The 13390-nt window shown below is 64.2% G+C and carries 13 protein-coding genes; 8 read left to right on the top strand and 5 right to left on the bottom strand.

Annotation, left to right across the window (positions count from 1 at the left end; genetic code table 11):
• The 4 genes from Q1A71_RS17925 to Q1A71_RS17910 all read left to right on the top strand — a co-directional run bounded on the left by Q1A71_RS17925 (nucleotide 1) and on the right by Q1A71_RS17910 (nucleotide 3663).
• Entirely contained in the window at nucleotides 1–630 is a 630-nt protein-coding gene (locus Q1A71_RS17925) for a DsbA family protein (protein ID WP_299679552.1), read from the top strand.
• Nucleotides 631–675: 45 nt separating this feature from the next.
• On the top strand, nucleotides 676–1869 hold the full coding sequence (locus Q1A71_RS17920) for an FAD-binding oxidoreductase (protein ID WP_299679549.1): 1194 nt from the start codon (nucleotides 676–678) through the stop codon (nucleotides 1867–1869).
• Between the two features lie 19 nt (nucleotides 1870–1888).
• Complete coding sequence (locus Q1A71_RS17915; protein ID WP_299679546.1) at nucleotides 1889–2722, top strand: NAD(P)-dependent oxidoreductase; 834 nt, start codon at nucleotides 1889–1891, stop codon at nucleotides 2720–2722.
• A 140-nt stretch (nucleotides 2723–2862) separates the two neighbouring features.
• Entirely contained in the window at nucleotides 2863–3663 is an 801-nt protein-coding gene (locus Q1A71_RS17910) for an N-formylglutamate amidohydrolase (RefSeq protein ID WP_299679543.1), read from the top strand.
• A gap of 64 nt (nucleotides 3664–3727) precedes the next feature.
• On the opposite strand, the gene Q1A71_RS17905 is transcribed toward Q1A71_RS17910, so the two are convergent.
• Nucleotides 3728–5101, bottom strand: coding sequence for an MATE family efflux transporter (locus Q1A71_RS17905; RefSeq protein WP_299679540.1), 1374 nt, complete (start codon nucleotides 5099–5101; stop codon nucleotides 3728–3730).
• A gap of 218 nt (nucleotides 5102–5319) precedes the next feature.
• Here Q1A71_RS17905 and Q1A71_RS17900 point away from each other — a divergent pair, with 218 nt between their 5' ends.
• On the top strand, nucleotides 5320–6603 hold the full coding sequence (locus Q1A71_RS17900) for a dienelactone hydrolase (protein WP_299679537.1): 1284 nt from the start codon (nucleotides 5320–5322) through the stop codon (nucleotides 6601–6603).
• Nucleotides 6604–6650: 47 nt separating this feature from the next.
• On the opposite strand, the gene Q1A71_RS17895 is transcribed toward Q1A71_RS17900, so the two are convergent.
• On the bottom strand, nucleotides 6651–7259 hold the full coding sequence (locus Q1A71_RS17895; RefSeq protein ID WP_299679534.1) for a peroxidase-related enzyme: 609 nt from the start codon (nucleotides 7257–7259) through the stop codon (nucleotides 6651–6653).
• A 129-nt stretch (nucleotides 7260–7388) separates the two neighbouring features.
• Entirely contained in the window at nucleotides 7389–8108 is a 720-nt protein-coding gene (locus tag Q1A71_RS17890) for a VPLPA-CTERM sorting domain-containing protein (RefSeq protein ID WP_299679532.1), read from the bottom strand.
• Between the two features lie 335 nt (nucleotides 8109–8443).
• Here Q1A71_RS17890 and parE point away from each other — a divergent pair, with 335 nt between their 5' ends.
• The gene (gene parE, locus Q1A71_RS17885; protein WP_299679529.1) at nucleotides 8444–10402 is read left to right on the top strand and encodes a DNA topoisomerase IV subunit B; all 1959 of its coding nucleotides are present in this window, start codon (nucleotides 8444–8446) and stop codon (nucleotides 10400–10402) included.
• The gene (locus Q1A71_RS17880) at nucleotides 10395–10880 is read left to right on the top strand and encodes a hypothetical protein (protein WP_299679527.1); all 486 of its coding nucleotides are present in this window, start codon (nucleotides 10395–10397) and stop codon (nucleotides 10878–10880) included. The genes parE and Q1A71_RS17880 overlap by 8 nt, the downstream gene beginning before the upstream one ends.
• A gap of 382 nt (nucleotides 10881–11262) precedes the next feature.
• Here the strand turns inward: Q1A71_RS17880 and Q1A71_RS17875 are convergent, their stop codons facing one another.
• Nucleotides 11263–11604, bottom strand: a complete 342-nt coding sequence (locus tag Q1A71_RS17875) for a hypothetical protein (protein WP_299679524.1) — start codon at nucleotides 11602–11604, stop codon at nucleotides 11263–11265.
• 611 nt (nucleotides 11605–12215) lie between these two features.
• On the opposite strand from Q1A71_RS17875, the gene Q1A71_RS17870 reads away from it, so the two are divergent.
• The gene (locus tag Q1A71_RS17870) at nucleotides 12216–12893 is read left to right on the top strand and encodes a hypothetical protein (protein WP_299679521.1); all 678 of its coding nucleotides are present in this window, start codon (nucleotides 12216–12218) and stop codon (nucleotides 12891–12893) included.
• On the opposite strand, the gene Q1A71_RS17865 is transcribed toward Q1A71_RS17870, so the two are convergent.
• Nucleotides 12894–13292 carry a cytochrome c gene (locus tag Q1A71_RS17865; protein WP_299679518.1) on the bottom strand — a complete coding sequence of 133 codons (399 nt, stop codon included), beginning with the start codon at nucleotides 13290–13292 and terminating at the stop codon, nucleotides 12894–12896. It abuts the gene before it with no gap.
• Nucleotides 13293–13390 lie beyond the last annotated feature (98 nt).

Here is a 13390-nt window from a genome sequence, read left to right as displayed (position 1 = left end):
ATGAAAGAGATCGAATATTTCTATGCCTGTCACTCCGTCTTCGCCTACTTGGGCGCCTGGCGGCTCGCCGAGATCGCCGCAGAGCACGACGCCCGGGTCATCCACAAACCCATCGACCTCAACCCGGTCGTCGCCGCCGCGGGCAGTGCCCCGTTCAGCGCCCGCTCCAAGACCCACAGCTACTACTTCTTCGGGCGCGAGATCACCCGCTGGGCAGAAGTCCGCGAGCTGCCCTGGATCATGCGCCGCCCGACACACCACGACAATCCGCTCGCCCTGGGCAACGGCGCGATCATCGCCGCGCAAACCATGGGCCTCGACGTGCACGCCCTCTCCCGCGCCCTGCTGCAAGCCCACTGGCGCGATGACGCCGACCCCGCGGATGCCGCCACCATCGCCGCCATCGCAGACGGGCTGGGCATGGACGGCGCGGCCCTGATCGCGGCCGCCCAAAGCGACGCGACCCAAGCCCAGCACGCCGCCAACACCGCCGAGGCCATCGCCCGCCACGTCCTCGGCTCGCCCACCTATTTCGTCGAGAGCGACATGTTCTACGGCCAGGACCGGCTCGAGATGGTCGCCCGCGCGCTGGTCAAACCCTTTGCGCAACTCCCGCGTCACAAAGCTTGACGCCGTCCTGCGCATGGTCCTGACATGGGACCAAGGAAGGTGGGCATGACGACTCAACACCACAGCTATGACGTGATCCTCGTGGGCGGCGCCATCTACGGCTCCAGCGTCGCCTGGTGGCTCACCCAGATGCCCGGGTTTCAGGGCCGCATCCTCGTCATCGAGAAAGACCCTACCTACGCCTTCGCCGCCACCAGCCACACCAACAGCTGCATCCGCCAGCAGTTCTCGAACCCGACCAACATCGCCATTTCGCAATTCGGCGCCGACTTCATCAAGAATTTCCGCCGCTTCATGGGCGACGACCCGGAGGTGCCCGAGCTCGCGCTGCAGAGCTACGGCTACATGTACCTCGCCGACACGCCCGCCTTCGCCGATATCCTCAAGGACAGCCAGCAGGTGCAGGCCGCCCTGGGCGCGGGCACGAAATACATGACCCGCGAGGAGATCGCCGCCGCCTACCCGTTCTACCGGCTCGATGACATCATCGGCGCCAATCACAACCGGGTCGACGAGGGCTATTTCGACGGCGGCACCATGTTCGACTGGTTCAAGCGCATGGCACGCAAGAACGGTGTCGAATACGCCCAGGACGAAGTGACCGGCCTCACCCTCAGCGGCAACCGCGTCACCGGCGTGACCCTCAAATCCGGCGCCACGCTCACCTGCGGCACGCTGGTCAACGCCGCCGGAACCCGCGGCAAGCACATCGCGCAGATGGCCGGGCTCGATATCCCCGTCGAGCCCCGCAAGCGCTACACCTACATCTTCGACGCTGCCCACCCGCTCGATTGCGACCTACCGCTCACCATCGACCCCACCGGCGTGCACATGCGCACCGACGGGCGCTACTATCTTGCAGGCGGCCCGCCCGACACAGACCCCGCCGTCGCGCATGACGATTTCATCGCCGATCACAGCCTCTGGGAGGAGAAGTTCTGGCCCATCATCGCCACCCGCATCCCGCAATTCGAGAAGATCAAGCTGATCAACATGTGGGTGGGCCATTACGACTACAACACGCTCGATCAGAACGCGATCATCGGCCCACACCCGGATCTGCAGAACTTTCTCTTCTGCAACGGCTTTTCGGGCCACGGGCTGCAGCAGTCACCCGCCCTGGGGCGCGGGCTGGCCGAACACATCGCCTACGGGCAATACCGCAGCCTCGACCTCGCGCCGTTTTCGGTGGAGCGCGTGCTCAAAGGCGAGACATTCTTGGAAAAGGCCGTGATCTGACGGCAGGAAAGGACACTCAATGAAACTCGTTTTGACAGGGGCCGCTGGCAGTCTGGGCTCACACTTGCGCGCACCGCTCGCCGCCATGTGCGACGCCTTGGTCAGCACCGACATCGCCCCAGACATCGGCACGCTCTATCCGGGCGAGACCTATGTGCAGGCGGATCTGGCGCAGATGGACCAGATCGCCCCGCTTCTGGAGGGTGCCGATATGGTCGTGCACTTCGGCGCCATCGTCGATGAAAAACCCTTCGAGGAGCTGCTCGGCCCCAATTTCGTGGGCTCCTACAACATCTGGGAGGCGGGCTATCAGGCCGGTGTGAAGCGCGTCGTCTACGCCTCCTCGATCCACGCGGTCGGCATGTACCCCAAATCCGAGTGCATCGGCATCGACGTGCCGCACCGCCCCGACACCTTCTATGGCCTCGCGAAATGCTTCACCGAAGATCTCGGCCGCATGTACTGGGAAAAGCGCCAGATGGAATCCGTGCACCTGCGCATCCTCTCCTGCGCCGATGTGGCCAACACCCGCGCCCTCGGCTCTTGGCTCAGCTATGGCGACATGATCCAGCTCGTCACTCGCGCCATCGACACGCCCTCGGTGGGCTTTGCCATCATCTACGGCGTGTCCAACAACGACCGCACGCCCGTCGACAACGCCAAGGCGGCCTTCCTCGGCTACCGGCCCAAGGACAATGCCGAGCAATTCGCGGAAAAGCTGCTGGCCGAGGCCCCGCCCGTCGACGTGACCGACCCCGGCCAGATGTGTCACGGCGGCCCCTTCGCCTCGGTCGATCTGGGGCAAAGCGGCATGGCGCAGCTGAAGCTCCTGAACGACAAGACGAAAAGCTGACACCCCCGGCAGCGCCGTGCGGAACAGACATCCGGGTGCGCCGCCGGTCACCGCTCGTCAAACGCTGTTGCATGTGATAGCTGCTTGACTGCCAACGGCAGACCGGTTTGCAGGCCTGCCACGTTCCAAGGACACCTGCCATGCCGGTTGAGGTCATCCCGTGCACCAGCCCCCTGATCATCACGCTGCCACATGCGGCCACCGAGATGCCCATGGCCGTCATTCAGCGGCTGAACGACCACGGGCAGGCGCTCACCGATACCGATTGGCACATCGACCGGCTCTTCGGCGGCCTCGTAGAGGGCGCAACCTGGGTGCGGGCGAACTTCCATCGCTACATGTGCAACGCAAACGGCAACCCCGAGGCGCTCGGCCCGCGGTCCGCGGGGGCTGCCGACGCCGTGATTCCTCTCCGCGATCTCGCGGGGGAGCCGATCTGGAGCCAGCCGCCGGATCCGGCGGAGATGGCCCGTTGGCGGTCCGCCTTTCATGCGCCCTATCACGCCGCCATCGCCGCCCAGCTCGCGCGGGTGCGGGCGCAGCATGGGCACGCCATTCTGATCGACTGCCACGCCGTGCACAGCGCCCCCGCCCGGCCCTACGCGCCCGAGCTGCCCGATCTGGGAATCGGGAGCCTGAACGGCGGCTCCTGTGATCACGCGCTCACCGCGCATCTTGCCGGCCTCTGCATGACCGCCACACCTTACCGCGCCGCGATACAGGACCGCACCACCGAGGACTGGACGCTGAGACGGTATGGCCGCCCGAAAATGGGGGCCCACGCGCTGCAGATCAATGTGGCGCTGTCCACCTATCTGACGAAGGAGGCGGACCCCTGGCTCTATGACACCGGGAAGGCCAACGAGCTGCGCCCACTGCTCCGAGAGCTGCTGAGCGCCGCGCAGAACTGGCAGTTTGATAGCTCAGTCATCAAAGTTTAGAATTTAAAATCAAGACATTATGATCCGCTATTAAACCAAAACATGAAGCACGTGGCACAGCCGGTTATGCGGCGACGCCATCCGCTGCCGTCAGGCGCCGCAGCGCCACGCCCCAAAAGCGCGCCGACAGCAGCACCGCGGCCAGTCCCAGCCCGACGACCAGCCCCAGCCACACACCGATACCCTCCAAGCCCAGCACGAACCCGAAGAGGTAGGAGCAGGGCACGCCAATCGCCCAGTAACTGAGGGCGGCGAATACCATCGGCACGCGTGTGTCCTGCACGCCGCGCAACAGCCCCAGCGCGATCACCTGCGCGCCATCCACCAGCTGGAACAGCGCCGCCATCGCCAGCAAGCCGGTCCCGATCGCCAGGATCTGCACCCGCTGGGGCTCATTCTCCTGCATGAAGAGCGAGATCAGCGGCTCCGGCAGCAGCAGGAACACTGCAATTGTGGCCGCCGCCATCATCAGCGACATCACCGTCACGACAAAGGCGCCCTTCTTCATATGCGGCGGATCGTGGCGCCCATAGGCGTTGCCCGCCCGGATCGTCGCCACATTGCTCAGCCCCATATGCACCATGAAGGTGATGGAGGCGAGCTGCAGCGCGATGCCATGTGCCGCCAGCGGCACCGTGCCCAGCCACCCCATCATCATCGCCGAGGCCGCGAACAGCCCCACCTCGCTCAGGGCCGTCACCCCGATGGGCAGCCCCAACCGGAACACCCGCGCCAGCATCTGCCAATCCACCCGCCACAGCCGCTGGAAGAGCGCATGCTCCGGCAGCACCCGGCGCGCGTAGATCACGATCCCCACCAGCGCCACCGTATGGGTCGCCACCGAGGCCAGCGCCGCCCCGGTGATGCCCAGCTCGGGCGCGCCCCAGTTGCCGAAGATCAGCGCATAATTGACCACCGCGTTGACCACGGCACTCAGCACAGTGATCCACAGCACCACCTGCGTGCGCTCCAGCGCGGCGAGGTAGGATTTCAACACCATCACCAGAAGCGCCGGCAGAATGCCGAAGCCCGCCACCCGCAGATACGCGCCCGCATCCGCCGCAAGCGCGTCGCCCTGCCCCAGCGCCCGCAGAATGGGCTCCGACCAGATCAGCGGCGGCAGCGCCACAAGCGCAAACCCCGTGCTCAGCCACAACCCCATGCGCGTCGCCCGGCGCAGGCCCACCTCGTCCCCCTCCGCATCGAAGGAGGCCACCATCGGCATCACCGCCCAGGCAAACCCCGACCCGAAGATGAAGAGCACAAAGAACGCCGTCGAGCCCAGCGTCACCGCCGCCAGCGCCTCGACCCCATACCAGCCCAGCATGACGGTATCGGTCACACCGATGGCCGTCTGCGCCAGATGCCCGCCGATCAGCGGCAGGCCGAGCACCAGAATCGCGCGGCCATGCTCGGGGTATGTCATCACTTTCTGCATGTCCCTGCCTTACGCCGACCGCGCGCCGGGTGAAAGGTTTCTCGTTATACGGGACCCATAAAAACAGGCGTACCGGATCGGTTGCAGCCTTATGGCAGCCTGGCCGGACGCGAAAAAAGCGCCAAATCGACACAAAAAATCGCACTCAAGTTCTTGAATTACAGCAGGAAGCTGTCAATCTGTCCGCGCGGGCCGGACGAGGCCCGCAGGAGTAGATGATGGCGTTCAAACGACCGCTTGCGGCTGTGGCAGCAATTCTGGCTGCGCCGGCGCTGGCGAATCCAATTGACCAGATACGACCCGACGCCCCCGAACTGGCCCCCTTCGGATCGCGCTCCATCGGGGTGCGTACGCTGGAATTCGTCCATCCGGGCCAGATCGACATCCTGCGCATAGAGGGCGACGAAGCGCCCCTCTACGACCGCCCACTGACAGCGGAAATCTGGTACCCCGCCGCCGACGGCACAGCGCAGGGCGGCAGCTATCAGGCCATCCTGCGCGACGGCAAGACCGAGGTCACGCTGACCGGCCGCGCCACGCGAGACGCCGCCCCCGCCACCGGCGAGACCTACCCGCTGGTGCTGATCAGCCACGGCTATCCCGGCAACCGGTTCCTGATGTCCCACCTGGGCGAGAACCTGGCCTCCAAGGGGTTTGTGACCGTCTCCATCGACCACACCGACAGCACCTATTCCGACCAGGCCGCCTTCGGCTCCACGCTCTATCACCGGCCCGTCGATCAACGCTTCGTGCTCGATCAGATGGCCGCGCTCGATGGCGATCTCGGCGCGATCATCGACGCCTCGACCGTGGGGGTGATCGGCTATTCCATGGGCGGCTACGGCGCCCTGATCTTCGGTGGCGCAGGCGTGACGCTGGCCGCGACCGAATACAGCTGGGGCACGCCCAACGGGCTGCTCGAACGCCATGTGGCCGGCTCGGAGAGCCACGAGGCGCTGGTCGATCCCCGCGTCAAGGCAATCGTCGCCATCGGCCCCTGGGGGCGCAACGCCGGGTTCTGGGACGCCAATGGCCTCGCCGGGCTGCGCGTGCCCACGATGCTGATGGCCGGCAGCTCCGACGATGTCTCGGTCTATGCCACCATCCGCACCATCTTCGAGGAAGCCGCCGGCGCCGACCGGCACCTGCTGACCTTCGAGAACGCCAATCACAACGCCGCCGCTCCGATCCCCGCGCCGCAGGAATCCTGGATCCCCGTCGAAGAGCTCGATTTCGTCCCCTTCGAGCATTATTCCGACCCGGTCTGGGACACCACGCGCATGAACAACATCGCGCAGCACTTCGCCACCGCGTTTTTCGATCTGCATCTGAAGGGCGATCTCGACAAACGCGCCTATCTGGAGCTTGTGCCCAACTCCGGCGACGGGATCATCGCGCTGGATGAGGATGCCCAGCCGACCGAAGACCACACCTATTGGAAGGGCTTTGCCGCCCGCACCGCCGAAGGCCTGCGCTTCGAGACCCTGCTGAAAGGCGAGTAACCGCGCCCGCGCCCCTTCACCGGGTGAAGAGAGACCATGCTTTGACGCTAGCGGTGGCTCCAGTCGTCGGGATCCTCCGAGTTTCCCGGAGACAGCCCGATAATGTCACCCTCGGTCGAACAGCCCAAGCCCAGCACGGTGCGGTTGGCATAGGCGAAATAGCTCACCACCTGATTGATCTCGAGGATCTGCCCGTCGTCGAACCCCGCGGCGCGCAGGGCCGCCACATCCGCCTCGACCATGTCCGCCGGGGCGTGCGTCAGCTTCTGCGCATAGCGCAGCGCGGCCTGCTGGTCGGGTGCGACCGGCACCGCGCCCGGATCGCCCGCCCGCATCGCCGCGCGGATCGCCTCGGCCTGCGCCGGATCGCCCAACAGCCGCGCCATGCCCGCAAAATGGTGATCCTCGCAATAGGCGCAGCCGTTCAGATGCGACACCCAGACGCCGAGCAGCTCCAGAACCCACTTCGGCACCGTATTGCCCGAATGGTGCAGCACGTGTTTGTAGAGGGCCATATGCCCTTCCATCGTGTGCGGCCGCAGGCTGTGCGCCATCATGATGTTGTCCACATTGTCCCCCGGGCCCGCGATGCGCTCATAGAGCCTGCGCAGCTTGCCGGTGGCGCTCTCGAAGGGGACAGTGGTGATCCAGCTCATGGTGTGCTCCGCAGGTCGACATCGCTGCCAGATCGCCCGATCCGCGCACGGTTGCCAAGCAAAAATGAAAGGACCCGCCTTCTTCAAGGCGGGTCCGACACCGTCAGCCGGGGCCGAAAGGCCCCTGGATCAGCTCTTTTTCTGACGCAGCCGCAGCGTGCCGAGGCCGCCAAGACCCGCCAGCAGCAGAAGGCTCGCCGCAGGCAGCGGCACGGGTGTCAGGTTGATATTGATGTCGCCGTGCTGCTTCCCGCTGGAGTTGGAGGGCGTGGGACCGGTATAGCCCGGGCTCACTTCGGCCACCCAGGTGAACCAGCCTGCGCCGCCCAGACCGGAGTTCTTGTCGTTCGCGCCGTCACCCAGCTGGAACGGGATATCCTCGACCAGCGGGTCTGGGAACGCCGTCAGGCTCAGCACCATGCCGGCCAAATCTCCGATCCCGGTGAGCGTGGCCGAGGTGATGTCGTAGAACGACCAGGTGCCGTCATAGCTGCCGCCACCTGTCTTGGTGTCGTCCCCCGGAACGTTTGGGGTGCGCAACGCGTAATTCACGTCCACTTCCATTTGGTAGTTGGACACCACGTTGTTCTGGATCGTCCCGGTCAGATGCGCCGTCGCATTGCCTGCGGTGACTTCGAACCGGCCCGGCCCGTCGACGAACTGCCAATAGGCGTTCACACCGCTGAACAGACCCGGCAGCCAGACCGTATGATCATTACCTCCCGTCGTCACACTCGTTGCGTCATAGACGCCTTCATACATCGTGGCCGCTTCCGCATCCGCGCCGAGCAGCGCAGCCGCGGACAGCATCGCGGCAGCGACCCCCCCTTTAATGAAATCCAAACTCATCTCACGTTTCCTCGTTCTTGAATGAACACGCGCTCCTGGTCCCTGGATCGAAAAACCGCGCACCACCCTGTCAAAAAATTTCTTTTCCTGTTTTCCGTGGCGAAAAACTGCCACAGCTTCGGACGCCCACAAAGGCAAATGTCTGATATGACGCCATTTTCTCGCAATAGTAGAAAATTCCGCGCGCCATACGGGAAGACCGACAGCCCCCCGCAGACAGCGCCTCGATCTCGAATCAGGTGCGCATGTCCCGCACCTCGGCCCGCGGCGGCATCTTCCCCCCCGCCTGCGCCTCTGCCATACTCGCGCACAATCAAGAAACGAGGTTCGAGCCCATGCCCAACGATCTGCTGTCCAGCGCCAGTGCGCCCGACTATGACGCCTCCTCCATCGAGGTGCTCGAAGGGCTGGAGCCCGTGCGCAAGCGCCCCGGCATGTACATCGGCGGCACCGACGAGCGCGCGCTGCACCATCTGGTGGCCGAGGTGCTCGACAATTCCATGGACGAGGCCGTCGCGGGCCACGCCACCCGCATCGAGGTCGAGTTGCACGAGGACCACGCCGTCACCATCCGCGACAACGGCCGCGGCATCCCCATCGACCCGCACCCCAAGTTCCCCGACAAATCTGCCCTCGAAGTCATCCTCTGCACCCTGCACGCGGGCGGCAAGTTCTCCGGCAAGGCCTATGAGACCTCCGGCGGTCTGCACGGTGTCGGCGCCTCCGTGGTGAACGCGCTCAGCGACAGTATGGTCGTGCAGGTCGCCCGCGACCGCCAGCTCTACGAGCAACGCTTCTCCCGCGGCCTGCCCCTTGGCCCCATCGAACAGATCGGCGCCGCCCCCAACCGCCGCGGCACCACCGTGACCTTCCACGCCGATCCGGAGATCTTCGGCTCCCACCGCTTCAAACCCGCCCGCCTCTTCGCCTCCATCCGCTCCAAGGCCTACCTCTTCTCCGGCGTCGAAATCCGCTGGAAATCGGCCATCGACGACGGTGAAACCCCGCGGGAAGCCACCTTCCACTTCCCCGGCGGCCTCTCCGACTACCTCTCCGAAACTCTAGGGATATCAACCACCTACGCCGACAAACCCTTCGCAGGCACCGTCGATTTCAAGGAAAAATTCGGTCAGGCGGGCAAGGTGGAATGGGCGATCAACTGGACCCCCTCCCGCGACGGTTTCATCCAGTCCTACTGCAACACCGTGCCCACACCCGAAGGCGGCACCCATGTGGCGGGCTTCTGGGCCGCGATCCTCAAGGGCATCAAGGCCTACGGAGAACTCTCGAACAACCGCAAGGCCGCGCAAATCACCCGCGAAGACCTCATCTCCGGCGGCTGCGCGCTGGTCTCCTGCTTCATCGCCGACCCGGCCTTCGTCGGCCAGACCAAGGACCGCCTCTCCACCGAGGCTGCGCAAAAGATGACCGAAGGCGCCGTGCGCGACCACTTCGACAACTGGCTCGCCGCCGACACAAAATCCGCAGGCGCCATCCTCGGCTTCCTCGTGCTGCGCGCCGAAGAACGCCTGCGCCGTCGGCAGGAAAAGGAAACGGCCCGAAAATCCGCGACGAAGAAGCTCCGCCTGCCCGGCAAGCTCACCGATTGCACGTCCAAAGACCGCGCGGGCACCGAGCTTTTCATCGTCGAGGGCGACAGCGCGGGCGGCTCCGGCAAGGGCGCGCGCAACCGCGAAACCCAGGCCCTGCTGCCGCTCAAGGGCAAGATCCTCAACGTGCTCGGCGCGGCCTCCAGCAAGCTCGGCTCCAACGCCGAGATCAACGACCTCTGCGAAGCGCTTGGCGTCGGCATGGGCACCAAGTTCAACCTCGACGACCTGCGCTATGACAAGATCATCATCATGACCGACGCCGACGTCGACGGCGCCCACATCGCCGCCCTGCTGATGACCTTCTTCTTCACCCAGATGCGCCCGCTCATCGACGCCGGGCATCTCTACCTCGCCTGCCCGCCCCTCTTCCGCCTGACCCAAGGCGCCAAGCGTGTCTACTGCCTCGACGAGGGTGAAAAGGACATGTGGCTCGAAAAAGGCCTGGGTGGCAAAGGCAAGATCGACGTGAGCCGCTTCAAGGGTCTCGGCGAGATGGACGCCAAGGACCTCAAAGAGACCACCATGGACCCCAAAACCCGCAAGCTCATCCGCGTGAGCATCGACGAAGACATGCCGGGCGAAACCGGAGACCTCGTCGAGCGCCTCATGGGAAAGAAGCCTGAACTGCGGTTCCAGTATATTCAGGAAAACGCGAAGTTCGTGGAGGAGTTGGATGTGTAGTGCTGGGACGGATCCACACTGGATCGAGTACGTAAGGGCGCTTGGGCCAATCATCATCGGCGTTGCGGTCGCCTACATTGCTTACATGCAATGGAAGCTAGCCAAATCATCCCTAGACGAGAAGCTATTCGACCGTAGGTACGCGATCATCTCTTTTGCCAAAAGAGTAGCACAACAAGCAGGCTTAGCCGAAGAGAGAGAACAAAGGCAAAACGAGTTCGAGGTTATGCAGCGCCTAGATGAAGCCAAGTATCTATTCTCATTAGAAATACACACGAAACTGCGAGACTTGGTGCAGGCATCTCGGGCAATTCGCCGGTTGGAGAGAAGAGAGATTAGGTCAGCTGGCAGTGAGGCGGTGGAAGAGATCAGAAGCCTAAATCAAGAAATGGATGCCAGTCAGGAACGGATTGGTGAACTTTTTCAGAAAATAGATCAGTTGACTAGTCGCTGGATGACTCTCGGAGGAAACAAGTAGCTCCAAAGCCCGAGGCCCCGCCTCGGGCCGCGACCGACCTCCCCCACGGGGAGGGCGCACATACGTGCACCCCGGGGCTCACGCCCCCCTCCGGCTTCAAAAGGTCCCCCGGACCTTTTGCAAGACAGCCTCCGGCCCGAGGTCGGGCACGGCCCAGTAGGCGCGTATCGCCTGCGTCGGGCGACAGAGCGGATGCGCAGCATCTGCGGAGTCGTCCCTGATCAACCGTTTCGAAGTGTCTTTGTTGCGCCACGTCCGGGGCTCCGCCTCAGGTCATGCCCCGCATGACCGTCACCTGACAGAGCGAAAGCGCTGCTTTTGCGGAGTCGGGCGTTCACAGCTGAAGCGCTCCTCCGGAGCGCGTCCCAGACGCCGCTCACCCTCACTTGATGATGATAATCCGGCGGCCACCCACGCCCCGCACGACGAACATCGGCTGACCGTCCTTGCTGGTCACACGCTTGCGGTCCAGCTTGCGTTTGCCCAGAAGCGCCAACTCCGTGCTCACACCGCAACCCGGCATGACCGCCTTGACCTTCTGCGCCGTCATCCGCCCGCTGGCCAGTTCCTGCACCGTGAAATTCGCCGCCACTGTGCTCAGCGCACCGGCGGTCGGACAGAAGAGCAGCCGCTCTCCCTTTATGCCGACGGCCTCCCCTTGCGCCAACGCCGCGCTCCCCATCAGCATCAGCGCCGCGGCATAGCCCAGAACCCGAAATGTCATGAATTACTCCCCCTTCAAATGGGGTCAGCATGGACAATTCGCGCGGTCGGTCAAGACGGCAAGCCGCAAAGGCCGCACCGCTCACACGCGCTTAACCTGGCTTGCCACCGGGTTAAAAATCGGTCGATGCGCGGAGGAAACCGACCTGCGCACCGACAGAATACCGACGTGATACCGACGCAATACCGACGTGGGTTTTTCCATAAAAACAAAGAAAAGAGGCGCAATCCCGGAGCGGGACCCCTGAAGGTGCCCCGCCCGTTGCGCGTGCGCAGATGTAGGGATCAGATCACAACCGTGTGGATCGATCCGTAGACGACCCAGACCCCCATCAGCGAGACAAATCCAAGGACGGTCGGAACGATAACTTTTGCCAATTTGGCTCTCCTTTCCAGGCAGCCCCCGCGGGGCTGCGGTGCGTGCCGCAAAGCCGGTCTGGCCCCGCGGTCTGAGCCTCAGATGGGTGTGACATGGTGACACAAAAAGCCCCATCTTGGTCACGCCCGATCACCGTCCCGGGACAGATCTGTAACACTCCGACCCGCTCACTTTTCTTTGCAGAACCCACGCAGAGGCTTGATCGGACAGTCTTTTTCAGGCCCACTGAAGACATGAGATTTGCCTTCATCCTGCTGCTGATCCTCACCGCCTGCGGGCGTCCGCTCACCCCGAACGAGGTGGCCTTCGCCCGCACGATACACGGCGACACAGTGGACGTCTCGAAGGTGCGCCTGGTCGATGGCGCGCCCACCCGTGCGGTCACCTTCCGCCGCGAGCCGCGCCCGCGCACCACCTGCCGCGAGCGTATCCTGCCGCCGCCCACCGATGAGATCATCACCTCCAAACCCGCCGCCATGGCGCTCTGGAACCGCATCCTCTTCGACAAAGACTGGTATCTCGACGACTATCTGCCTGAATATCCTGATCAAATCGGCCTGGTCGCCGCCATGCTCTTCGCCCATGAGATGGTGCATGTCTGGCAATGGCAGAACCGCCGCGAAACCGGCTACACCCCCCTGCGTGCGGCCTTCGAACACGGCGGCGCTGGTGACCCCTATCTGTTTGATCTTAATGCAAATCCCCAGTTCAGCGACTTCGGGTTCGAGCAGCAGGGCGCGATCATGGAAGAGTTCGTCTGCTGCCGCGCACTCGATCCTACAGCCCCCCGGACGGAGCGCCTGCACGCCTTGATCTCACAGGCCATGCCCGTCGCGCCTCTGCCAGACGCCCGCGCCTATGCAGTCGGCCTGCCGTGGGACGGCGTCGACATTGAAGGGATCTGCCGCTGATCAGGGCGCCTGGACGCTGTCCAGATAGCGCAGCAATTCCGCGATCGGCTCGGTCGTTCTCACCCGGGTTCCACCGATGCGCAGACGATCCCGCCCCTCACTCTGCAGTGCCCGCATGCCTGCCATCCGAGGCCAGTGCTGCCCATCTTGCCCATAGCCCTGCAGCGCTGCCAGAACCCGCTCTGTCGGGAAGACACCGCCGTTGCCTGCTGCTAGGCGTGTCAGATCCGGTGGGGTCTTGCTCAGCCCCTCGACCCCGCCACCCCCGCCGCCTCGGGCGTCTGCACCATGGCAGACCGCACAATTGGCCGCGTAGAGAGCAGCGCCGCTTTCAGGCGCGTCGCGCCCGCAGGCAATCAGCCCCAACATCACCAGTGATGTCATCACCGCGCGCCGCATGGCCCGAGCTCCTTTCTGTCCTCAGCGTCAACAATCAGGCTTGCCGCTACCGCATCGCGCCGCCATGGTCACCGTCAATAGCTGCAGACTAAAGGAGA

It is taken from the genome of uncultured Roseobacter sp. (assembly GCF_947493125.1).
GTDB lineage: Bacteria > Pseudomonadota > Alphaproteobacteria > Rhodobacterales > Rhodobacteraceae > Roseobacter.
Note: the sequence above shows the minus strand (reverse complement) of the source record. Positions and strands in the feature narration are given on the sequence as shown.

What these genes read in the sequence shown, in the direction of transcription:
- Q1A71_RS17925 (WP_299679552.1), top strand. Translation starts at nt 1, where the DNA reads ATGAAAGAGATCGAATATTTCTATGCCTGTCACTCCGTCTTCGCCTAC.
- Q1A71_RS17920 (WP_299679549.1), top strand. Translation starts at nt 676, where the DNA reads ATGACGACTCAACACCACAGCTATGACGTGATCCTCGTGGGCGGCGCC.
- Q1A71_RS17915 (WP_299679546.1), top strand. Translation starts at nt 1,889, where the DNA reads ATGAAACTCGTTTTGACAGGGGCCGCTGGCAGTCTGGGCTCACACTTG.
- Q1A71_RS17910 (WP_299679543.1), top strand. Translation starts at nt 2,863, where the DNA reads ATGCCGGTTGAGGTCATCCCGTGCACCAGCCCCCTGATCATCACGCTG.
- Q1A71_RS17905 (WP_299679540.1), bottom strand. Translation starts at nt 5,101, where the DNA reads ATGCAGAAAGTGATGACATACCCCGAGCATGGCCGCGCGATTCTGGTG.
- Q1A71_RS17900 (WP_299679537.1), top strand. Translation starts at nt 5,320, where the DNA reads ATGGCGTTCAAACGACCGCTTGCGGCTGTGGCAGCAATTCTGGCTGCG.
- Q1A71_RS17895 (WP_299679534.1), bottom strand. Translation starts at nt 7,259, where the DNA reads ATGAGCTGGATCACCACTGTCCCCTTCGAGAGCGCCACCGGCAAGCTG.
- Q1A71_RS17890 (WP_299679532.1), bottom strand. Translation starts at nt 8,108, where the DNA reads ATGAGTTTGGATTTCATTAAAGGGGGGGTCGCTGCCGCGATGCTGTCC.
- parE (WP_299679529.1), top strand. Translation starts at nt 8,444, where the DNA reads ATGCCCAACGATCTGCTGTCCAGCGCCAGTGCGCCCGACTATGACGCC.
- Q1A71_RS17880 (WP_299679527.1), top strand. Translation starts at nt 10,395, where the DNA reads ATGTGTAGTGCTGGGACGGATCCACACTGGATCGAGTACGTAAGGGCG.
- Q1A71_RS17875 (WP_299679524.1), bottom strand. Translation starts at nt 11,604, where the DNA reads ATGACATTTCGGGTTCTGGGCTATGCCGCGGCGCTGATGCTGATGGGG.
- Q1A71_RS17870 (WP_299679521.1), top strand. Translation starts at nt 12,216, where the DNA reads ATGAGATTTGCCTTCATCCTGCTGCTGATCCTCACCGCCTGCGGGCGT.
- Q1A71_RS17865 (WP_299679518.1), bottom strand. Translation starts at nt 13,292, where the DNA reads ATGCGGCGCGCGGTGATGACATCACTGGTGATGTTGGGGCTGATTGCC.